Origin of the sequence: Pseudomonas sp. GXZC, assembly GCF_026967615.1 — a bacterium.
In the GTDB taxonomy this organism is placed as follows: domain Bacteria; phylum Pseudomonadota; class Gammaproteobacteria; order Pseudomonadales; family Pseudomonadaceae; genus Aquipseudomonas; species Aquipseudomonas azotoformans_A.
In genome coordinates, this window is the sequence record NZ_CP114115.1 from 7,001,467 (window position 1) to 7,022,546 (window position 21,080).

The 21,080-nt window shown below is 59.0% G+C and carries 17 protein-coding genes and 1 pseudogene; 10 read left to right on the forward strand and 8 right to left on the reverse strand.

Annotated features, from left to right (window positions below):
* The 5 genes from OZ428_RS33110 to OZ428_RS33130 all read left to right on the forward strand — a co-directional run bounded on the left by OZ428_RS33110 (position 1) and on the right by OZ428_RS33130 (position 2,761).
* A complete protein-coding gene (locus OZ428_RS33110; RefSeq protein ID WP_061434693.1) occupies positions 1-621 on the forward strand; it encodes a lysophospholipid acyltransferase family protein in 621 nt (206 codons plus the stop codon).
* 1 nt (position 622) lies between these two features.
* Positions 623-1,555: a phosphatidate cytidylyltransferase gene (locus OZ428_RS33115; RefSeq protein ID WP_010207670.1), complete on the forward strand. Its 933-nt coding sequence runs from the start codon at positions 623-625 to the stop codon at positions 1,553-1,555.
* A gap of 164 nt (positions 1,556-1,719) precedes the next feature.
* Positions 1,720-2,184, forward strand: coding sequence for a helix-turn-helix domain-containing protein (locus tag OZ428_RS33120; RefSeq protein WP_269132361.1), 465 nt, complete (start codon positions 1,720-1,722; stop codon positions 2,182-2,184).
* Positions 2,175-2,345, forward strand: a complete 171-nt coding sequence (locus tag OZ428_RS33125; protein WP_269132362.1) for a hypothetical protein — start codon at positions 2,175-2,177, stop codon at positions 2,343-2,345. Before OZ428_RS33120 ends, OZ428_RS33125 begins: the two co-directional genes overlap by 10 nt.
* A 32-nt stretch (positions 2,346-2,377) precedes the next feature.
* Positions 2,378-2,761, forward strand: a complete 384-nt coding sequence (locus tag OZ428_RS33130) for a mobile mystery protein B (protein WP_269134248.1) — start codon at positions 2,378-2,380, stop codon at positions 2,759-2,761.
* 84 nt (positions 2,762-2,845) lie between these two features.
* On the opposite strand, the gene OZ428_RS33135 is transcribed toward OZ428_RS33130, so the two are convergent.
* Positions 2,846-3,328 (reverse strand): Lrp/AsnC family transcriptional regulator, encoded by a 483-nt coding sequence (locus tag OZ428_RS33135; protein WP_016978705.1) that lies wholly within the window; start codon positions 3,326-3,328, stop codon positions 2,846-2,848.
* 127 nt (positions 3,329-3,455) lie between these two features.
* On the opposite strand from OZ428_RS33135, the gene OZ428_RS33140 reads away from it, so the two are divergent.
* The 5 genes from OZ428_RS33140 to OZ428_RS33160 all read left to right on the forward strand — a co-directional run bounded on the left by OZ428_RS33140 (position 3,456) and on the right by OZ428_RS33160 (position 13,948).
* A complete protein-coding gene (locus OZ428_RS33140; RefSeq protein ID WP_133078446.1) occupies positions 3,456-4,085 on the forward strand; it encodes a LysE family translocator in 630 nt (209 codons plus the stop codon).
* 77 nt (positions 4,086-4,162) lie between these two features.
* Positions 4,163-9,967, forward strand: coding sequence for an MG2 domain-containing protein (locus OZ428_RS33145; protein ID WP_269132363.1), 5,805 nt, complete (start codon positions 4,163-4,165; stop codon positions 9,965-9,967).
* Positions 9,948-12,248, forward strand: a complete 2,301-nt coding sequence (gene pbpC, locus OZ428_RS33150; protein ID WP_269132364.1) for a penicillin-binding protein 1C — start codon at positions 9,948-9,950, stop codon at positions 12,246-12,248. The genes OZ428_RS33145 and pbpC overlap by 20 nt, the downstream gene beginning before the upstream one ends.
* A gap of 85 nt (positions 12,249-12,333) precedes the next feature.
* Positions 12,334-13,344, forward strand: a complete 1,011-nt coding sequence (locus OZ428_RS33155) for a hypothetical protein (RefSeq protein WP_133078449.1) — start codon at positions 12,334-12,336, stop codon at positions 13,342-13,344.
* 319 nt (positions 13,345-13,663) lie between these two features.
* Positions 13,664-13,948 carry a hypothetical protein gene (locus OZ428_RS33160; protein ID WP_269132365.1) on the forward strand — a complete coding sequence of 95 codons (285 nt, stop codon included), beginning with the start codon at positions 13,664-13,666 and terminating at the stop codon, positions 13,946-13,948.
* A gap of 3 nt (positions 13,949-13,951) precedes the next feature.
* On the opposite strand, the gene OZ428_RS33165 is transcribed toward OZ428_RS33160, so the two are convergent.
* The 7 genes and pseudogenes from OZ428_RS33165 to OZ428_RS33195 form a co-directional block, all read right to left on the reverse strand.
* Positions 13,952-15,118, reverse strand: coding sequence for a hypothetical protein (locus tag OZ428_RS33165; protein WP_133078451.1), 1,167 nt, complete (start codon positions 15,116-15,118; stop codon positions 13,952-13,954).
* Positions 15,115-15,696 (reverse strand): LemA family protein, encoded by a 582-nt coding sequence (locus tag OZ428_RS33170; protein ID WP_133078452.1) that lies wholly within the window; start codon positions 15,694-15,696, stop codon positions 15,115-15,117. Before OZ428_RS33170 ends, OZ428_RS33165 begins: the two co-directional genes overlap by 4 nt.
* A 117-nt stretch (positions 15,697-15,813) precedes the next feature.
* Entirely contained in the window at positions 15,814-17,016 is a 1,203-nt protein-coding gene (locus OZ428_RS33175; protein ID WP_269132366.1) for a Fic family protein, read from the reverse strand.
* Between the two features lie 77 nt (positions 17,017-17,093).
* Positions 17,094-17,507 carry a hypothetical protein gene (locus tag OZ428_RS33180; RefSeq protein ID WP_269132367.1) on the reverse strand — a complete coding sequence of 138 codons (414 nt, stop codon included), beginning with the start codon at positions 17,505-17,507 and terminating at the stop codon, positions 17,094-17,096.
* A 668-nt stretch (positions 17,508-18,175) separates the two neighbouring features.
* Positions 18,176-19,547: pseudogene (locus OZ428_RS33185) on the reverse strand (IS1182-like element ISCfr1 family transposase).
* Positions 19,548-19,661: 114 nt separating this feature from the next.
* Positions 19,662-20,798, reverse strand: coding sequence for a DUF3883 domain-containing protein (locus OZ428_RS33190; protein WP_000080860.1), 1,137 nt, complete (start codon positions 20,796-20,798; stop codon positions 19,662-19,664).
* A 50-nt stretch (positions 20,799-20,848) separates the two neighbouring features.
* Entirely contained in the window at positions 20,849-21,076 is a 228-nt protein-coding gene (locus tag OZ428_RS33195; protein WP_000248278.1) for a hypothetical protein, read from the reverse strand.
* Between the last annotated feature and the right edge of the window lie 4 nt (positions 21,077-21,080).

Here is a 21,080-nt window from a genome sequence, read left to right on the forward strand (position 1 = left end):
ATGTTCGAACCCGTGGTCGCCACGTTGATTACCTCCATGGCCCGCACCGTCACCGGCGCCCGCAGCCTGTGGCTCGGTTGCGCGCCGGTGCCGGTGCAACGCATCTACTTCGCCAACCACAGCAGCCACGGAGACTTCGTGTTGCTGTGGGCCTCGCTGCCGCAGAACCTGCGCAAATTCACGCGCCCGGTCGCCGGCAGCGATTACTGGAATACCAGCGCCCTGCGTCGCTACATCATCAACCGAGTGTTCAACGGCGTGCTGATCGACCGCGAACGCAAGGACCCTGTGGATAACCCTTTGCAACCCATGCTCAACGCTCTGGAAGGCGGCGATTCGCTGATCATCTTCCCCGAAGGCACGCGCAACCTCGAAGACGGCCTGTTGCCGTTCAAAAGCGGTTTGTATCACCTGGCGAAAAGTTACCCACAGGCCGAATTGGTGCCGGTGTGGATCGCCAATCTCAACCGGGTCATGCCCAAGGGCCGCGTGCTGCCGCTGCCCCTGCTGTGCACCACCAGCTTCGGCGCGCCGCTGCAACTGGAAGACGGCGAAGACAAAACCGCCTTCCTCGCCCGCACCCGCGATGCCCTGCTCGCCCTTGCCCCGGAGCCTGTCTGACATGGATAGCCAAACCCTGATGTTGTTCGGCGGCATCGGCGCCATCCTGGTGCTCGCCTCGCTGATCGGCCTGATCCTCAAGCTGCGCACCCGTGGCAGCCCCAATGCCGTCATCGACAACCTCAATGCGCGCATCAACGCCTGGTGGGTCATGGTGGTGGTCATCGGCATCGCCTTCTGGCTCGGCACCGGCGCGGTGATCCTGCTGTTCTACGCAGTGTCGTTCTACGCCCTGCGCGAATTCCTCACCCTCACCCCCACCCGCCGCAGCGACTACCCGGCGCTGGTCGCCGCGTTCTACCTGGCGCTGCCGCTGCAATACCTGCTGATCTACTCGGACTGGTACGGGCTGTTCTCGATCTTCATCCCGGTGTACGTGTTCCTGCTGCTGCCGATCCTCGCCTCCCTGGGTGGCGACAGCACGCACTTCCTGGAACGCGCGTCGAAAGTGCAGTGGGGCCTGATGATCGCAGTGTTCTGTGTGTCTTTCGTGCCCGCCCTGCTCACCCTCGACATCCCCGGCTACGAAGGCCGCAACCTGCTGCTGATTGCCTACCTGGTGATCGTGGTGCAACTGTCGGACGTCTTGCAGTACGTGTGTGGGAAATTGTTCGGCAAGCACAAGATCGCACCGAACCTGTCACCGTCGAAAACCGTGGAAGGCTTTGTCGGCGGCATCCTGCTCTCGTCGCTGATCGGCGCGGCGTTGTGGTGGACCACGCCGTTCAACCCGTGGCAGTCGTTCTTGATTGCACTGCTGATCAACCTGCTCGGGTTTGCCGGCGGCATCGTGATGTCGGCGATCAAACGCGATCGCGGCGTGAAGGATTGGGGCCATATGATCGAAGGGCACGGCGGGATGTTGGATCGGTTGGATTCGGTGTGCTTTGCGGCGCCGATTTTCTTTCATCTTGTGCGGTATTGGTGGACGTAAATTTCGTTGCCATTAACAACTTGAACGAATTTTTAAGCCTATAGGCAAACAAAATTATGTATTTTGTTAGCCTATAGGCTTATTTTTTTCTTTATTTGTATGCCTATAGGCTAATATTAATTAGCGAAATTGATAGCCTATAGGCTTACCAAGGGTCATTTACCATGAGTGCTTCCAAGCTCTACAAACTGCGCCTTTCTCAAGTAGAACGTGCCATTGAGCCGTTTAATACCATTAAAAATGCGGCTGTTCCGCCAGGCGGTTGGCTGCGGGCAATCCGAGAATCATTAGGCCGCTCATTAAAAACGCAGGCCGAAATTGCCGGCGTATCCTCAGGAACGTTGACCAAGTCCGAGCGCTCCGAGGCTGAAGATCGGATATCGCTCGCACAGCTAAGAAAGCTAGCAGCAGCACTGGACTGTGAACTCGTCTACGGCCTGGTCCCCAAGAAGCCCCTGCACGAAGTCATCCAAGACCGCGCCGAATTCATGGCGAAGCAAGAAATCCTAGGCGTTGCACACTCCATGAGCCTCGAAGACCAACGCCCCTCTGATGCGTTCATCGAACGTCAGATTGATGAACGCCGCAGAGAACTGCTCGACGGTTCGTGGGCCCGCCTATGGCGATAGAACTGGAACTGAAACCAGGCCAAGCGCCTCTCGATCCCGACGAAGTCGCTGGCCTGAAACCGAGGCATATCGCCACCCAGGGCGAACTGGATGAATGGGAAGCGCAGAACATCCTCAAAGCCTCACGTTGGATAACGCGGCAAAAAAGCTGGATGTACTGAACGACCATTTCTGCCGTGAGCTTCACGTGAAAATGTTCGACGACACTTGGAAATGGGCCGGCACCTTCCGCAAATCCGATAAGAATATCGGCTGTGATTGGACACAGATCGCGGTCAACTTACGACAGTTGCTCGACAACATGGCTTACTGGCTGGAACACAATGTCTTCCCGCCAGAAGAGGTTGCCGTGCGCTTTCACCACCGACTTGTTTGGCTACACGCCTTTCCGAATGGCAACGGTAGACATGCTCGCCTCATGACCGACTGCCTACTGAGGCAATGTGGTCTTGCTCCCTTCTCCTGGGGTCGCGGTAACTTGGTGACCGCTAATGAAGTGCGCCAACGCTACATCCAAGCGCTTCGCGCTGCCGACAACAATGATTACACGCTACTGTTGGCATTCGTGCGCAGTTGACGCGCCGCTTGAGGATAACGGGCAACGTTAGGGTGAATCGTGAATCCGCTGTACCCCTGTGGCGAGGGAGCTTGTCACAAGCGCTTAACCCGGCAAATGCCCCAGTGGCAATGCCCCTGGGGTTTTCACGGTCTGGATCGCGAAGTTGCTGCGGATATCCCTCACCCCCGGCAGCTTCAGCAAACTCCCCGTGACGAACCGCTCATAGCCGCGCAAATCCGGAACCACCACCTGCAACAGAAAGTCCGACTCCCCCGACACCAGGAACGCCGAGATCACCTCGGGCAACGCCGTGACTGCCTCACGGAAGGCGTTGGCTTCGGTGTCGTTATGCCGCTCCACCTTCACGCCCACGAATACCATCATCCCCAGGCCCACTTCATCGCGATCCAGTGTGGCCTGGTAGCCGCGAATCACGCCGGCTTCTTCCAGCAGGCGCACGCGCCGCAGGCAGGGTGAGGCAGACAGCCCGATCTCGTCGGCCAGTTGCACATTGCTCAGGCGGCCGTCGCGTTGCAGGGCTTCGAGAATCTTGCGGTCAAAAGCATCGAGTTTTAGATTTGGCATAAGTGGATGGCTTTCATGGCAATAAGTGGCAGATAGTGCCAAGACTAGACGCTTTTCTGGCTGATTACGCAAGCACCTGCCCCACCCTTCGGCCCTAGAATTGGCCGACACACAAGGGGGGTGGAACATGGCGGAACTCTGGTTGTTTCTGGTGGCTCTTTCGGTGGCGTACCTGCTGCCAGGGCCGGACATGATCCTGCTGCTGCAGACCGGCGCGCGTCAGGGCAAGGCCCTGGCGCTGACCACGGCGATTGGCCTGGGACTGGCCCGCGCCTGCCATGTAGCGCTGGCGGGCATGGGTTTGGCGACCTTGTTCAAGGTGGCGCCCTGGACCTTTGATGTAGTGCGCCTGGGCGGCGCGGCCTATCTGTTGTGGCTGGGGGTGCAGTGCCTGCGGGCAAATATGCTGCCGACGCTCGATACGGCCAACGCCACCCTGACAACGCGTGCCTGGCGTGCCGCTCTGCAACGTGGCTTGCTGACCAACCTGCTCAATCCCAAGGCACTGCTGTTCTGTTCGGTACTGCTGCCGCAATTCATCAACCCGCAAGCCGGCCCCGTGGCGGCGCAATTCGCCTTGCTGGGGGTGATTCTGGTCGCAGTCGGTTTCGTCTTCGACTGTTGCTATGCCCTGGCCGGCGCGCGCATTGGCCAGTGGCTGGCACGCAATCGCTCGGCGCAGCGTGTGCAGCAATGGCTATTCGGCAGTCTTTTGATCGGTTTTGCGGTGCGTCTCACTTTTGTGCAACACGCCTAGCGGTGCAGCCTATCGGCGTCATCTTTTGTATCAAAGACGCGTGTAAGATACGCCGCACTTAGCCAGGGATGCTCACCATGTTCGATTCGTTCAAAGCGATCAGCCGCCGTATTGTCGGTGCGTTATTGACTGTGGTGGGGGCCGTCTTTGGTCAATGGCATCCGCCGCTCTGGCTGCGTGCAGTCTGGCGTGGGCTGGCGAACCTGGGCAGAAAGGCGCGCGCTTATCCGCGTCAAACCGGTGCCGGCTTAGTGGGCCTGGTATTGCTGGCCGCCGCCGGTTTCTACGGCTGGCATTGGTACTCCAACCTGCCACAGCCGCATACCGCGAGCTACTCGCTGCACAAACCCAACCTTACCGACTACACCCAGCAAACGCCGGTTGTGGATAACTTGCAGGTGCGCTTTGGCGAATCCGTGGCTCCGTTGTCGGCCATCGGCAAACCGGTCACCGAGGGTATTACCCTTAAACCTGCGGTGGCGGGCACCTGGCGCTGGGCGGATGACCGCAGCCTGTTGTTCGTGCCGGAAAAAGACTGGCCCATCGACGCCCATTACACCCTGGACATGGCGAAGAAAAACCTGCTCGCCGACGGCGTGTTGCTCGACCAGTACAGCACGCAGTTTTCCACCCAACCGTTCCGCGCCACCCTGGCGCAAAACGAGCTGTACCAGGACCCGTCCAACCCGACGCTGAAACAGCTGGTGGCGACCTTCCATTTTTCCCACCCGGTGGATGAAGACAACCTCCGCAAGCGCGTCACGGTAACCCTCGGCAAAGGCCTGGCCTACCGCGACGCCCAGTTGCCCAACCGCCCGGAAATCACCTTCGACGAGAAAAAACTCAACGCGTACGTGCGCTCCGCCGCCCTGGCCACGCCACTGGAAAGCACGCCTGTCAGCGCCAAGCTCGACGAAGGCATCAAGGCCCGCGACGGCGGCAACGCCAGCACCGCGCCGCTGGTGTCGGAAGTCACCGTGCCCGGCCGCTATCGCCTGACCTTCACCGGCGCCGAAGTGAGTTTTGTCGACAACGCACGAGGTGAACCAGAGCCGGTGTTGATGTTCAGCAGTTCCAGCGCCGTCGCCGACGAGACCATCGCCGGTAAGGTCCAGGCCTGGTTGTTGCCGGAAAAAGCCCAGGACGACACGCGCCCCTACAACAGCAACGACATCGACGACGCCCTGCTCGCCCGCAGCAACAAGCTCAACCTGACCCATGTGCCCAGCGTCGAACCGCTGAATACCCTGCACGCCTTCAAATTCAAGGCCCCGGCCGGGCGCGCGGTGTACGTGCGAGTCCCCGCCAACCTGGAAGCCATCGGCGGCTACCTGGCGAAGAATCCTACGGCGTCGCTGATCAGCATGCCGGCTTACCCACGCACCTTGCAGTTCCTGTCTGACGGCGCCTTACTCAGCCTCAATGGTGAAAAACGCCTGGGCTTCATGGCTCGCGGTGTGCCTGGCGCCCATGTGGAAATCGCCCGCCTGCTGCCCAACCAGTTGCAACACCTGGTGGACCAAAGCAGCGGCAGCTTTGCCCGGCCGAACTTCGGCAACGAGTACTTCGACCGCATGGTCGAGCGTCAGTCGCTGGATATCCCGCTGTCATCCAATGACCCGGCGAAAACCGTCTACGACAACGTGGACCTCAGCCACTACCTCACCGCCAATGGCGGCCGTCGCGGGATTTTCGTACTCAAGTTGAGCCCGCAGGATGACCCGGCCCAACGCACTTTCGAGTACGACCGCAGCAGCACCAGCGACCTGCGTTTTATCGTGGTGACGGACCTGGGCATCATCGCCAAGCGTTCCAGCGATGGCAGCCATGACGTGTATGTGCAGTCCATCGGCAACGGTTCGCCGGTGTCCGACGCGCAAGTCGACATCATTGGGCGTAACGGTCTGCCGGTGAGCAGCGGCCGCACCGATGCCGAAGGCCACGCGCACTTCGCCAAGCTGGATGAACTGCGCCGTGAGAAAACGCCGCTGATGTATGTGGTCACTCGCGGCAATGACCAGTCGTTTTTGCCGATCGCCCGTCAGTCCCAGCAACTGGATCTGTCGCGCTTCGATGTAGGCGGTTTGGAAGAAGACGGTGCGATCGATCGCCTCAGCGCCTACCTGTTTACTGATCGCGGCCTGTACCGTCCGGGCGAAACCGCGCACCTGGGCATGATCGTGCGCAGCGGCAACTGGAAAGGCGCCCTGCTGGGCCTGCCGGTGGAACTGCAAATCACCGACCCCCGTGGCCTGGAAGTGATTCGCCAACCGTTGAAGCTGTCCGCCAGCGGTTTTGAAACCTTTGATTTCCCCAGCAGTGAAGTCGCTCCCGCCGGGGAATACACCGCGACCTTGCAGTTGATCGGCCAGAAGCAGACCCGCACCGACCTGGGCAGCGTGAGCTTCAAGGTCCGTGACTTCGAACCGGACCGCATGAAGGTCAGCCTGAGTTTGCACGACACGCCTGTGCCAGGCTGGATTCCACCGGACCAAGTGGTGGCCAAGGTCACCGCGATGCATCTGTTTGGCGCCCCGGCGTCCGGCCGTCGCGTGACCGCCAAAATGTCCCTGAGCCCGACGCTCGCGGCGTTTGATCGTTACCCGGATTACCGTTTCCGTCTCAACGACTCCCTGGAAGACGCCACCACGGAAGACCTGGCCGAAACCACCGTCGACGATAACGGCCAGGCCGTGCTCGACCTCAACCTGCAACGCTTCGCCAATAGCACCTATCGCCTGCAGGTGATGAGCCAGGTGTTCGAAGCCGAAGGTGGGCGCAATGTGGCGGCGCAAAGTGCCTTGCTGGTGTCGTCCGCGCCCTACCTTGTGGGTGTGAAAAGTCAGGATTCGCTGTCGTACGTCGCCAAGGATGCGCCGCGCCAAGTGCAATGGCTGGCCGTCGCGCCGGACCTTTCGCCCCTGGCGGTGGACGGCCTGACTACAGAGGTGGTCGAGCATCGTTATGTGTCGGTGCTGGTGAAACAATCCAACGGCACCTACAAGTACGAGTCGCGCATCAAGAACATCAGCCAGCCGGCCTCACCGCTGGTGATGACCCAGGAAGGCGCCAAGCAGGCCCTGAACACCGGCACACCGGGTGACTTCACCCTGCAATTGAAAGACGCCAACGGCAACCTGCTCAACCAGATCGACTACAGCGTGGCCGGACGAGGCAACACCTCACGCTCGCTGGAACGCAATGCCGAGTTGCAACTGCGCCTGGATAAACGCAGCTACGCCACCGGTGATGAAATCGCCATCAGCATTCGCGCGCCGTATACCGGTGCCGGCTTGATCACCATCGAGCGGGACAAGGTCTACACCCAGCAATGGTTCAAGGCCGACAGCACCAACAGCGTGCAACATATCCGCGTGCCTGCAGGGCTTGAGGGCAATGCCTACGTCAACGTGCAGTTTGTGCGCGACATGGGCTCGGCCGAGGTGTATATGAGCCCGCTGTCCTATGGCGTCGTGCCCTTCAGCATCAACCTGGATGCGCGGCGCATGACGCTGAAGGTTGAAGGCCCGGCGAAGATTGAGCCGGGGCAGATGCTCGACATCAAGGTCAACGCCGACCGCCCAGGCCGAGCAGTGGTTTATGCGGTGGACGAAGGCATCCTGCAAGTGGCGCGCTACCAGACGCCGGATCCGCTGGGCTTCTTCTTCCAGAAGCGTGCGCTGGAGGTCGGCACCAGTCAGATTCTTGACCTGATCCTGCCGGAATTCAGCCGTCTGCTCAGTGGGGCAGCGCCCGGTGGCGATACGGAAGGCGCGCTGGCCAATCACCTCAACCCGTTCAAGCGTAAACACCAGCCGCCTGTGGCTTGGTGGTCTGGACTGGTCGACCTGCCCGCTGGCGAAACCGTACTGCATTACCAGGTGCCGGACAGCTTCAACGGCAAGCTGCACCTGTTTGCGGTGGCGGTGGACAGCGACAGTGTCGGCGTCAGCGAAACCAATACCGACGTGCGCGGCCCGATCGTGATCACGCCCAACGTGCCGGCCTTTGTGGCGCCGGGGGATGTGTTCAACGTCAGCGCCGGGGTGTTCAGCAACCTCGACGCGGCGACAGAGGTGAAGTTTGAACTGCAGACCAGCGATGGCCTGAAGGTACAGGGCGACAAGGGCAGCACCTTGTCCCTGCAACCTCGCAAGGAAGGCACCGCCGAGTTCAAGATCAAGGTTGGCGAAACACTCGGCTCGGCGGACCTTCGATTTGTCGCAGTGCTGCCGGATGGCAAACGCATCCAGGTGGCCGAAACCACTTCGATCCGCCCACTGAGCGAACATCGCGTCGCCCTGAGCCTGGGTCGCTTTGAGAGCGCCAGCAAGGAGCTCAAGCCGACCCGCGAATTGTTCAGCCAATTGCGCGACGTACAGTTGGGCGTGGCGGCCTCGCCACTGGTGTGGGCCAACGGCCTCAAGCATTACCTGGACGACTACGGCTACGCCTGCACCGAGCAACTGGTGTCCAAGGCCATGCCGGCGTTGATCTGGGGCGGCAACGCACCTGAGGCCGAACAAGCCTTCGGCAGTGCGGTGCGCATGCTGCGCCAGCGCCAGAACCAGGCCGGCGGCTTTGGTTTGTGGGCGGCCAACCCGGACGTGGCGCCGTACGCCAGCCTGTACGCCACCGACTTCCTGATCGAAGCCAAGGAGCGTGGCCTACCGGTGCCGGAAGACCTGTTGGTGCGTTCGAATGCGTATCTGACAGACCTGGCCAATGGCCCTAGCGAAGGCCTGTCGGAATTGCGCAATCGCGCCTACGCCAGTTACCTGCTAAGCCGTCAGGGGATTCTGGTAAGCGGCGCCTTGAGCGATATCCGCGAGCGCTACGAGGGCTACTTCAAGGACAGCTGGCAGAACGACCTGGGCGCCGCTTACCTGGCGGCCAGCTACAAGCTGCTCAAGCAGGATCGCCAGGCTGACACGCTGTTCCGCAAAATCCCCTGGCGCTCGCTTGTGGATAAGTGGGACAGCGACGGTTTGTACTACGACCCGCTGGTGCACGACGCCGAACACCTGCACCTGTTGGCGCGACATTTCCCAGAGCTGATGGACGATGTGCCTGCAGCGCTGCTGGATAAACTCGGTAAGCGCCTCAACGAGCAGCGTTACAACTCGCTGTCGGCGGCCCTGCTGCTGCGCGCCCTGGACAACTACGGCCAGCGCGCGCAAAGCGACATGACCCTCAAGGCCACGGCCTGGCTGGGGGACAAGCAGCAGCAATTGCTGGAGATGGCCGGTCAGCCACCCCGCGCCGCCGTGCCGGGCGCGACGCAGAAGCTGGTGATGGAAAAATCCGACGGCCCGGCGGCGTTCTTCATGCTCAGCGAAGCCGGTTTCGACAAGGGCGCCAAGCTCAAGCCGATCACCAATGGCCTGGAGATCATCCACGAATACCTCGACCTCAAGGGCGAGCCGGTGAGCAAGGTCGCGGTAGGTGATGAGTTCCTGGTGCGCCTGCGTCTGCGCGCGACCGACCGTGACCAGGTGCAACAAGTGGCCGTGGTCGACCTGCTGCCGGGTGGCGTCGAGCCTGTGTATAACTTGCCGCCGGAGCCGGAAGCCGCCAGCAGCGAGGAAGGTGAAGGCGAAGAGTCCGAGTACGTGGAAGAGGACAGCCAGGAAGAAGAAAGCTGGCAAGCCCCCATCGGCGAAACCGAGCTGAGCAACTGGCAGCCGGAGTACGTCGATGTGCGCGATGATCGAGTGGTGTTGTACGGCACCGCGCTGCGTGATGTAGGCACTTTCGTCTACCGCGTGCGCGCTACCAACGCGGGCACTTTCAATACGCCACCGGCCTATGCCGAAGGCATGTACGAAACCACCCTGCAAGGGCGCGGCAAAGTAGGCCAGCTTGAAATTACCAAGCCTTAAGCGCCTGACACTGCCGCTGTTCGCAGCGGCGGTGGTCCTGGTGGGGCTGCGTCTATGGCCACATGCGCCGCTGGAGCAAGCCGTCACGTCATCACGTGTGGTGTTGGCCGATGATGGCTCGCTGCTGCGCATGACCTTGGCGGATGACGGGCAATACCGTCTTTGGCTATCGTTGGAGCGGATTTCTCCTTCATTGGTCGAAGCCTTGCTGCTCAAGGAAGACCGCAATTTCTACTGGCATCCGGGGATCAATCCCCCGGCGTTACTGCGCGCGGCCATGGCAACCTACAGCGGTGGCCAGCGCCAGGGCGGCTCGACCTTGAGCATGCAATTGGCACGGCGCCTGTGGAATTTGAACACCCGCCAGGTGCCGGGCAAGTTGCAGCAGATGGCCTTGGCGCTGTGGCTGGAGGCGCGCTACAGCAAGCACGACATCCTTGAGGCCTATCTGAACCTGGCGCCGATGGGCGGCAATATCGAAGGTGCCGAGGCGGCCAGCCGTATTTACTTCGGCAAGTCGGCGACGCAGTTGTCGCTTTCCGAGGCGCTGGCGCTGGCGGTGATTCCGCAGCAACCGGGGCGACGCGCACGCTTCGGCCCGTCGCTGCAACAGGCGCGGCAGCGCTTGATGGCTGACTGGCGCGAGACTTATCCACAAGACCCGCGCAATGACAGCTTGTTGGACTTGCCCCTGGAAGCACGCAACCGCCAGCAGATTCCGTTCCTGGCGCCGCATTTGAGTGAACAACTGCTGGCGTCCCAGCCCGGTAATGAGCTGAACAGCACCCTCAACCTGCCGCTGCAACAATTGCTCGAACGCCTGATCACCGGCTTCATCGCCGAACGGCGCAGCACCGGTGTGGAAAACGCTACGGCGATCCTGATCGACAGCCGCGACCAGAGCGTCAAGGCCTTGGTCGGGTCGGCGGATTATTTATCCACAAGCCTTCACGGCCAGGTCAATGGCGTGCTGTCGCGGCGCTCGCCAGGGTCGACGCTCAAGCCGTTCCTGTACGGGCTGGCGCTAGACCAAGGGGTGATCCACCCCATGAGCATCCTGAAGGACCTGCCGAGTAACTTCGGCTACTTCCAGCCGGAAAATTTCGACGGTAGTTTTGTCGGCCCACTGACCGCGCGGGACGCCCTGATCCGTAGTCGTAACATCCCGGCGGTGTGGCTCGCCAGCCAGGTCAAGTCGCCTTCCCTGTATGGACTATTACAACGCGCCGGGATCAAAGGCCTGCGTGACGAAAGCCATTACGGCCTGGCCCTGGCCCTCGGTGGCGGTGAAATGACCCCGGAAGAATTGGCGCGTCTGTACGTGATGTTGGCCGGGGACGGGCATCTGCGGCCATTGCGCTATTTGCAGGAACAGCCCCAGACCACCGGCGCCCCACTGCTGACGCCCCAGGCGGCGTTCATGGTTCGCGATATGCTGCGCCGAAACCCTCGCCCGGATGGTCTGCCCGGACGCCACTGGCGTACCGCCTGGAAAACCGGCACTTCCTGGGGTTTTCATGATGCGTGGAGTGCAGGACTGGTGGGCCCCTACGTGCTGGTGGTGTGGGTGGGTAATTTCGATGGCCGGCCGAACCCAGCATTTATCGGTGCCAAGACTGCCGCGCCCTTATTCTTTCGCATCACAGACGCTCTGCCCCTGGCTTTGCCCAACGTGGTCATCAAGGCCGACAAACCGCCCGCCGGGCTGGTGCGCATCGATGTTTGCGCCGCGTCCGGCGAGTTGCCCAACCGCTGGTGCCCGCAAACCCGCAAGACCTGGTACATCCCCGGCGTGTCGCCAATTCGCGTGTCCAACCTGCACCGCCCGGTGCTGATCGACACCCGTACCGGCAAGGCCGCCTGCCCGCCGTTTGACGCGCAATACACCCGCGAAGAAGTCTTCGAATTCTGGCCCAGCGACGTGCAACGCCTGTACCGCGCCGCCGGCCTGCCGCGACGTACCCCGCCCAGCGTGATGAAAAACTGCCAGCCCAACCGCCTCAGTGATCAGAGCGAAGCCCCGCAGATCCGCTCGCCGCTGACCCAGGTGAGCTATCAATTGCGCCTGTCCCAGCCCCAGGAAAGCATCCCGCTGAATGCCAACGCCGCTAGCGACGCAGCGACGTTGTACTGGTTTGCCGATCAAACCTTGATCGGCCAGGGCCCGCCGCAAAGCACGCTGAACTGGCGACCGGGCAAGTCGGGGGAGTATCGGTTGCGGGTCAGTGATGATCAGGGGCGCAGTACGAGTCGAGGGTTGAAGGTGGAGTTTGTGCCTTAAACCACGGCACTATGTTATCCAGTTTTTTGACGTGTAACCCATTTGGGTTTACAGTGAAAAAAATAGGTTAACAAGAGCTGCGCACATGGATAACCTCAGAGACCAAACACGTACCTATGTCCAATCTGTTCTAGGTATAGAAACGGACGTGGCGACGGTAACAGGCTTAAAGCTTCCGTTCTTCATCACGGACGCCTATGGAATAGCTGAACTCACGCTTCAACTCGGCTCTGCCCCTGCGCTTTCAATTCTTCTACTTTTGCCAACGGACGATACCTACCCCGGCGCTGTCGCTTTAAAAAAACACATCCAACACGTTCTGAAAGCCACAGAGGCGGTGGTCGTATACGTCAGCAAATCGTTGTCCGTGCTGGAGCGACGCAGCCTGATCAAGCAGCAGATCAACTTTATCCAGCCTGGCTATCAGATGTTCGTGCCCGAGTTGGCGCTGGACCTGCGTGAGCACTTCCGTAAACGCAGAGCTGACGCAGAAACCAGTGCCCTGTTGCCTGCATCGCAAGCAATGTTGCTGCACTGCCTCTACCGCGGCTGGCAAAGCCATACGCTCCTGACTGCTAATCAAATCATGGGCCCTTACAAATACAGCCGTGTGACCTTGGGCAAGGTCATCCATCAGTTGCTAACGTTGGACATCATTCGTCCAGCTCAGAGCAAAGGCTTCATCAACCACTACGAATTCAGCGGCTCCCAAGCAGAGGTTTTTCAAAAAGCACGTCCTTATCTGCGGTCCCCAGTTAAGCGAAAATTCCCTATCGATCGGAAGCTCCATCTGGGTGAAGGGGTTTACCTGGCAGGGGAAACCGCGCTGGCCAGTGTCTCAATGCTGGCCGAGCCTGCCTCGCCGGTCTACGGCATGACGAGAAAGGTGTTTGATAGCCTTGAGGTGACGGTGACTGATGGCATCGATGAGCAGAGGGCCTGGGTCGAGATCTGGTCTTACTCCAGCCTGAAGAAAGAGCAAAACCTGGCGGATGAAGCATCGTTACTGTTGAGTCTGGAAGACTGCCCCGATGAGCGTATTCAGATTGCACTGGATGAGTTGAAGGAGAGAGTCATTTGGCTATCAGAGGACTAACGCTATTCGGGCGGGTGGTTATAGGATCAAACAGGGAGATGGAGAGCGGCCCGTTTTCTTCCGCTTTCAACACCCAAGCGATGAAGAATATCCGGTACAAATCGAGCTGTTTACACGAGCACCTGAAGGACTTGCAGTCCCAGAAGATACCAAGCTGGTCCCTATCCCAACAGACGATTCAGTATCCAGCCTATCTGCATTTTTACTGGATGACGCCTATTACACCTTCCTGCTGGAAGGTCGACAGCTTCTCGGGGATATCACTCATATCAGCGTTGATCGGTTAATTCCTCTAAAGGCCAAAGCCTGGCTCAACTTATTGGACGCCAAAGCGAACGGAGAACCCGTCGATAGCAAGAACATCAAAAAGCACAGGAACGATGTTCTTGCCTTAAGCCAATTACTTTCAGACCAACCAATAACCCTGCCCTCGGCAGTAAGCACCGACATGAGTACGTTCCTGGAGCGTCTGGCGCTTGAAGAAGTGAATCTTAAGGACTTGAAATTAAAAGGCTCTCTGGAGACGATCATTGATCGTTTAGTGGTGGGCTTTGGACTTACGCCTAATGAAGTCGGGTCACGGGTCGAACTAGCCGTGAGTTAAATATTATCCGTCTTCATCGCTGAAACTACCCTTGCTCACCCGTTTGGCAAAATGCCTGTACGCAACCCCCATCTTGCGCTGCTCAAACAGTGAGAACACCAGCGTGCCCAGCAGGATCAGCATCCACACCAAAAACTGTTTCAACGCATCCACATGGGCGACGAACAGCAGCAGGGTGACCACGCCACCAATCACCATGCCCAACGCCATCCAAGCGCCGAGTACGCGACCGACCGCCAGGCGCATGCCTTTGGGCAGCAACAGCCGGGTCCATATCAACACCACGAAAATCGTCAGCATGAAGCCGAACGCGGCCATGAAGGGGATCGGAAAACCGCCCTCGCGGTACAGCCAGGCCAGCAGCTTATACACAGACCCAAGTGATTCCATCTGTTGATAAGTATCCGGGCCCGGCAACTGCAATTGGGCAAAATGCGCAGGGGTCATGGCCATCACGCCAACCCCGAGCATCGCCACCACCGCGCCGTAGAAACTACCGACACGCCACAACGGCGCCAGCACCCGGCGGTTTTCCACGTCCTCGGTCAGTGCCACGCCGAATACAGCCTTGGACTGTTTGCCCTGGGCGATCACGGTCTGGCCATCGCGCTCGCAGGCGTCGCCAATCAGCATCACGTCCAGGTCTTGGACCAGCAGGATTTCGCCTTGGCGGCGCGAGCTGCCGATCAGTTCATAGTCGTCCGGTGATTTGTTGCCGAACAGGTCGATGCCTTCGGCAATGACGCGGATTTCTCCCGTGGCGTCCTGTACACGGAAGTCGTTGCAGCGCGCCTCGCTCTTGGCCCGGCTCCAACTCCAGCGCCCGTCGTCGTCCTTTTCGCCGTCTTCGATGATCCACACGTAGCCAGCGCAGGACTTGCCGTGCACCGGAGACACCAGCGGTTTATCCACAATCACCTTGCCACGGATTTCTACCAGGCCCATGGCCAGCGACCGTATCTGGCTGGTGGCCAGTCGTTGTTCGGTCTTGTAGAAGTTGGGGCCGAAGCTGGCCAGCAGGCACACCAGGGCGAATACCGGGAAAAACATCGCCACCACGGTCATCGGCGCGTAGACCAACAAGCAGGCAAACCCTGCCAGGCACAACAGCGCCAACAGGGTTTTCCAACGCGACTTCTTTTTCTCTTCTCCCGCCTGCGTGGTTTTCATGCCCCCGGCACCTCAAGCTTCACACCTTCGTAACGGGTTTCTTCGGCACTGATGGCCAGCAGCGGAATGCGTTGATAGCTGAGCATCCGCGCGAAAAACAGGTCGGGGAACACCGCGATAGCGATGTTGTAGAGATTGACCGACTCATTGAAGAATTCACGACGGTCAGCGATGCGCTCTTCGACAGCCGAGATCGCCTGCTGAAGCTCGACCATGTTGGGACCGGAAATCAGCGTCGGGTAACCCTCCGCCACCGCAATCACCGACTTGAGCGCCGCATTCAACTGGTTGGACGCCTCGACCTTGTCATTCAGGCTGCTGGCGTTGAGGTATTGCTGGCGCGCATCACTGAGGCGGGTAAACAGCGCGCGCTCATGGTTCATCGCGGTCTGCACCACGCGCATCAGATCCGGGATCTGATCCGCCCGTTGCTTGAGCAGCACATCGATATTGGCGAAAGCCTTGTCCACATCGTTACGCCGCATCACCAGGCCGTTGTAGACGCCCACCATCCAGCCGACGAGGCCGACAACAATGATCAGCACGACGATGCCGGAGATTAGGAGTTCGATGTTCATGGTGAAGGCATTCCCTGGCTGAGTTATCCACAGGGTCGCATTTTAGAGGTAAAGCGCGGCGACCTATGTGGAATTAGTCCACAAAAGGGACAGAACGCCCACACCTACTTTTGCCGTTTAATAAAAGCGCCGATGGAGATCAGGAAAGATCATCTGCGCAAACCACACGGGAAGCCCAGGAAAGATCGAACGTGACTTGGCCGAAGGTGCCTCGACCACGCCCATATCGATCAATTTTTTAAGCTGATCACTCGCCACCCGATCATGAAGCCCTGAGAAGGTCTTGAAATCTGCTCGGGCAACTTCACCCTGAGTCAGCAAGATATGAATAGCCTTGGCCATATCCTGCTTTACCCCGGACTCGATGAAGCGACTCTCGAGTCCAATCACCCTTTCAAGTCGCTGGCGCAAGCTGACAAGCCCCATGGATTGCTCTACGTAATCCATCTGGTCGATACACACTTGCAGCATGAACTCTACAAACTCGAACAACCCGCGTTGGGTCAACTGACCTCGACCATCGAGATCGCCTCGACGAGGCTGATCAGCAGCTCGCAGGCGCCCATAGTATTCATCTTGTTTTCGTGCCAGCCCTCGAGAAAGCGACCAAAGGGGCGACGCAAGTCCAAGTCGCATCAACTGCAAATGCGTGGCCATACGGACCACCCGGCCATTGCCATCCTCAAATGGATGAACAAATGCGAGACGATGGTGGTAAGCCAGTGCGCTGAGAACTCGGGAGGTCTGGTCGGGTTGTCCGCCGTATACCTGCTGAAGGCGTTTGAGCATTGGCGTGACGGACTCCCAAGCAGGCGCAGCATGGTCACCTACCAGCACGTTGCGTTGTGCTACATCCCGCAACTGACCGGATACAAGTAGCCGGCCATCACTGAGCCGCAAATCCTCATCACTGGCACTGGCAAAAAGGCGGCGATGGATGACAGAAATGAGCTCAGGGGCAAAGAAAACACCCCAAGAGGCTTCGATTGATTTTGGCCGACGTACCGCTCGTTCCAACAACTCCTGAACACCGATATGACTTTCGGCCAGCTCACGCAGGTGTTTGGAGTCACGCCGGGGGACTCGCGCAGACAACGTTGCAGGCTCAGTGAATTGGCCTTCAATGAGATTGCTGTAATAGCTGTTGGTGATTCGCATCAGGCCGCCGATCCGGATGGCGGTATTTTCGGGAAGTAGACCCGTGAGTTTCCCTGCACGAAACGAAAGCGTTTCAGCCGTCCGTAAAATTGACGCAGGGAAACCAGGCGATGGCCAGACAGGTTCCAACCAGTGGTTTCCGGAGATGAATTGCTGCGTCATTTTCCTCACCTTTTTCCGATTTATTTTCGGATCCGTTTTTCCTTAAAGCTCAATATTAACGGGACATAAAGACAGTTTTATACAGCTATTCCAGAAAATTTTTCCGATTTATTTTCTGATCTCTCAACTGACTCAATGAGTTCTACATAGCTGGACTCCCCTCCACCCGTCGCCCCCGACAACCAACCCCATACAAAGCTCAGTGTGGTAATCCCGACAGCATCCAAGCCGACCGTGCCACGCGACCAACCGGACAGCAGCTCACCGTCCGAGGTCAGGCATTGAAACAGAAGTTCGATAGTGTCTGGGCCTGTCACTCGGCCCACTTGCGTGCCCAGGCGAATGTGTCCGCCCTGGTACGTGCCGGAGATGGCATCACCCTCGACAAGGTAATGAAACACCGTGCCCGAGCCAGAAAGTCCCTGGGCGTTGTTGGCGACGGTGAAGCGGCGGTCGTTCAAGCGTTGGTGGAGCTGGGAGGGGGTTTGCATCGAGGGCGCGTCCTTTCGCGGGAGCCTGGAGGCCCGGGCGTGTGGGAGGAAAATAAAGTGTCATCCTAACTACAGGACCCTGCAACGTAGCAATTCCTGCAAAAATCCATTTAAAACAATGACTTATTTCAATTCTGCCATCTGCAAGCGTTTTGTGGGGATGGAGGCCGGAATCATTAAAGTATCATCCTAATTTTCGCTCAACCTTGGAAAATGCTGAGAATCGTAAAAATAAAGTTTCATCCTTTCCGCTACTAGTTCAAGGCTTTCTTCCGGCCGCCGGCAACAACGCTGCTTGGCTGAGGCGATCCACTTGCGCTACCGCTCACTGATCAGATCGAACTTGAACTCGACGAGCAGCCAACCATCAGGCCGAGCGTGATCGCCAAAAAAAACGGATCATGCGAAATCCTTCGTTGAGTTTGGCGCGGGTTTTAGCAAATCAGCTGGCCCGCGATCCGGTTGAGAGTGATCCGAAGCGGTCCTTGACGACCGGCACAAATCGGCCGATTCTGTTGAAAAAGTAGCTTTAGCGGCAGCCTGCCGATCAGGTGTGCCTGCTGTCGAAGTGGCTGCAAGCCACTTCAAGTTGCCTTCCGGCGTTTCACTGAGCGTCCTTGCTCAGGTTTAAGGGTTAATTTGAGGGTTTCTGCTCGTAGCAGGCATACCTATCCCGTCAGCGGTGGCCCTTGAGGCAAAAGCTTGGCCATGCGGCGCAGGTTCTGCACCATCGCAGCCAAGGTGAATTCGTCAGTGGCACCCGTTAGGCCACGCAGTCGTAAACGGTCGAGTTTCATGATCCGTTTGAGGTGGGCGAAAAGCATCTCCACCTTCTTTCGTTCGCAGCGAGAGACGAGGTACTCCGGTGTCTTGGCGATGCGTCGAGCCACGTCGCGGGCAGCCTCATGGATGCTGCGGACGATCTTCCGATTCGGCGTGTTGGGGCAGCATTTCGCTTTCAACGGGCAGGTGGCGCAGTCGGTTTGGCTGGAGCGGTAAATGACGGTTTTGGCCTTAGTTACCCGCGACCTTTGCTGGGTGAAGGCGCGCCATTCACTGCGTAGCGGTTTGCCGGCTGGGCAGCGATATTCATTGGCGTCCTGACTCCAGTGAAAGTCGTTACTGGAGAGGCTGTCGTCCTTGCGCTCGGTCTTGTCCCACACCGGCACATGCGGTTCGATGTCCTTTTCTTCGACCATCCAGGCCAGCATCGGGGCGGTGCCATAAGCGGTATCGCCGATAAGGCGTTCCGGTGTGAGATCGAACTGCGCCTCGACACGCTCGACCATCGTCCTAGTCGAATCGACTTCGGCGGTACGGTGCGCCGGGGTAGCTTCCACGTCCATGATCACACCGTGCTCAGTGTCGATCAGGTAATTCGTGGAGTAGGCAAAAAAGGCCGGGCCACCTGGCGCTGCTGTCCAACGGGACTGAGGATCAGTGAGCGAAATTTTCTTGGGAAGAGCCTCAGCCAGCGCCTCTTCATCAAGGGCTTCGAGGTACTCGCGCACTGCGCGGCTGCTGAGCTTTGGATCGTTCCAATCGACCTCATCTCCCGCCACCCCACGTTGCCGGCTGGCATCCGCCTTAATGATGCTGGCGTCGACGGCGAAACCTTCACCCTTGACTAGGCCGGCTGCCATGCAGCGCCGCAGCACCTCATTGAATAACCAGCGGAATAGATCGCTGTCACGAAAACGCCCATGGCGATTCTTCGAGAAGGTCGAGTGATTGGGGACTTCGTCTTCCAGACCCAACCGGCAGAACCAGCGATAGGCCAGGTTCAGGTGCACCTCTTCGCACAATCGCCGCTCGGAACGAATGCCATAGCAAGTAGCCGACGACCAGCATGCGCACCATCAACTCCGGGTCAATCGAGGGACGCCCGATGGGGCTATAGAAATCTGCCAGGTAGGCACGTAGATCACTGAGATCCAAGCACTGGTCGATGCTGCGCAGGAGATGTTGGGCCGGGACGTGATCTTCCAGATTGAACGAGTAGAACAGGCGCTGCTGTCCTCCCGGTAACTGTCCCATCATGCTGTTCGCCCCCACGCTCGCTGACAAAGCAATTTTGCCAACGGCATGGGGAGGCCGCTACTTTTTCAACAGAATCGGCCGCACACAGCCATTCGGCTCAACAGAACCCTGCCTTTACCCCACCAAACTCCGGAAACTCGCCCGGTAGTCCGTCGGCTTGAGATGCACATGTTGGCTGAGGTCGCCGGGTAGCGTGAACAGGCGCGGACCGTCCCGAAACTGGAACACGCGATACAGATGGAATTGATCGCCCGCCTCCTTGGAGAATTCGAGTTCGTTGTGGCTGACCAAGAAAGACGAGCCTACCCCGCCATTGGTGGTTTTCACCTCGATGAAGCGCTCATGGGCGTCCTCTTCGAACGACAGGATGTCGAACCCCGCACCGTCTCCCTGGGTGTCGGACACCCAATCCAGCCGCTGAAAAAGCTCTGGGTGGCCGAGCTCGGTCAGGCGTTGCTGTTCGTAGCCAATCACCCACTGCTCCCCTGCCCGGCCCAGCTTGCGGTTGGCTTCATCGCGAGCGGCATAATCGAACTTTCGCGGTAGGCGTTGCCGTAGAGATGCCGGGGTACGCACAAGCACTTCACGGGCGGGTGGTTCTACCAAAGCCGCTCGGTAGGTTTTGTCACCCGGAAGTTTTACCTCCTCCAGGGCATCGACAAGAGCGCCGACCGTCTGCTGATGTTCCAGAACGTAGGCGTGTACGGATTTACGCAGCAGCAGTTGGCTGTTGCCGCGTGGCTTGTAGCCGTTGATATAGGGCAGGCCCAGGGCATCGAGTACGGCGCTAATGTTCTGGTGCTTGAGCTCGACTGAAGACTTGCTGCGACCGTTCAGCAGTTGGCGCAGTGCCTGGTTGTGCTCGGACTTGTTGTACGGCTCCCCAGCCGCCTCGGCACGCAGCATGTCGAAATAGTCTTCGACCGTGGCCAGGACCTCTTCTTCGGACCAGTCTTCGCCGATGCGAATGATGCGAAACCCGAGCCGCGTCAGCGCCGGAACGACGGTCGCCTCGCCACCGGAGAAGCTGTCAGCAGTGAGCGGGCCCTGCTCGGGAAATTGCTTGCCGAAGGCCACACCGGCGATGGCCTTGGAATCGCAATCGGTGCCGGTCTTCGGATCACGTACCAGGAAGTCGCGGGACTTGCCGTAGCCGTGGCGCGCCAGGAATTTCGTGCGGCCCAGTTGCACGAACTCATCGATGGCAGCCTGCACGGCGGCGGGGCTTCGAAGCTGGGAGAGTTGAGACACAGGGTCCTTCCTTACTGTCATGGTGTGCCGGGAACCGCCGAGCCACGAGATTATGAGTAGCCCCTGAACAGAAACGTCACGATAAAAGCCGTGAACGCCACCAGGCCCATTAAATCCCTTGCGTATTTGCAGCCCGTGCTGTCCAAACCTGTACCAGGTCCGATCAACACGCTCCAACCATTGAGGTACGAAAACACCGCCTGACCGAACAAAAAATGCGTGATAGCCGCCGCAGCCATGACGCCGGAATCGTCAGACAGGCTGTAGCTGTTGACCATTGCC

What these genes read in the sequence shown, in the direction of transcription:
- OZ428_RS33110 (WP_061434693.1), top strand. Translation starts at nt 1, where the DNA reads ATGTTCGAACCCGTGGTCGCCACGTTGATTACCTCCATGGCCCGCACC.
- OZ428_RS33115 (WP_010207670.1), top strand. Translation starts at nt 623, where the DNA reads ATGGATAGCCAAACCCTGATGTTGTTCGGCGGCATCGGCGCCATCCTG.
- OZ428_RS33120 (WP_269132361.1), top strand. Translation starts at nt 1,720, where the DNA reads ATGAGTGCTTCCAAGCTCTACAAACTGCGCCTTTCTCAAGTAGAACGT.
- OZ428_RS33125 (WP_269132362.1), top strand. Translation starts at nt 2,175, where the DNA reads ATGGCGATAGAACTGGAACTGAAACCAGGCCAAGCGCCTCTCGATCCC.
- OZ428_RS33130 (WP_269134248.1), top strand. Translation starts at nt 2,378, where the DNA reads ATGTTCGACGACACTTGGAAATGGGCCGGCACCTTCCGCAAATCCGAT.
- OZ428_RS33135 (WP_016978705.1), bottom strand. Translation starts at nt 3,328, where the DNA reads ATGCCAAATCTAAAACTCGATGCTTTTGACCGCAAGATTCTCGAAGCC.
- OZ428_RS33140 (WP_133078446.1), top strand. Translation starts at nt 3,456, where the DNA reads ATGGCGGAACTCTGGTTGTTTCTGGTGGCTCTTTCGGTGGCGTACCTG.
- OZ428_RS33145 (WP_269132363.1), top strand. Translation starts at nt 4,163, where the DNA reads ATGTTCGATTCGTTCAAAGCGATCAGCCGCCGTATTGTCGGTGCGTTA.
- OZ428_RS33155 (WP_133078449.1), top strand. Translation starts at nt 12,334, where the DNA reads ATGGATAACCTCAGAGACCAAACACGTACCTATGTCCAATCTGTTCTA.
- OZ428_RS33165 (WP_133078451.1), bottom strand. Translation starts at nt 15,118, where the DNA reads ATGAAAACCACGCAGGCGGGAGAAGAGAAAAAGAAGTCGCGTTGGAAA.
- OZ428_RS33170 (WP_133078452.1), bottom strand. Translation starts at nt 15,696, where the DNA reads ATGAACATCGAACTCCTAATCTCCGGCATCGTCGTGCTGATCATTGTT.
- OZ428_RS33175 (WP_269132366.1), bottom strand. Translation starts at nt 17,016, where the DNA reads ATGACGCAGCAATTCATCTCCGGAAACCACTGGTTGGAACCTGTCTGG.
- OZ428_RS33180 (WP_269132367.1), bottom strand. Translation starts at nt 17,507, where the DNA reads ATGCAAACCCCCTCCCAGCTCCACCAACGCTTGAACGACCGCCGCTTC.
- OZ428_RS33195 (WP_000248278.1), bottom strand. Translation starts at nt 21,076, where the DNA reads ATGGTCAACAGCTACAGCCTGTCTGACGATTCCGGCGTCATGGCTGCG.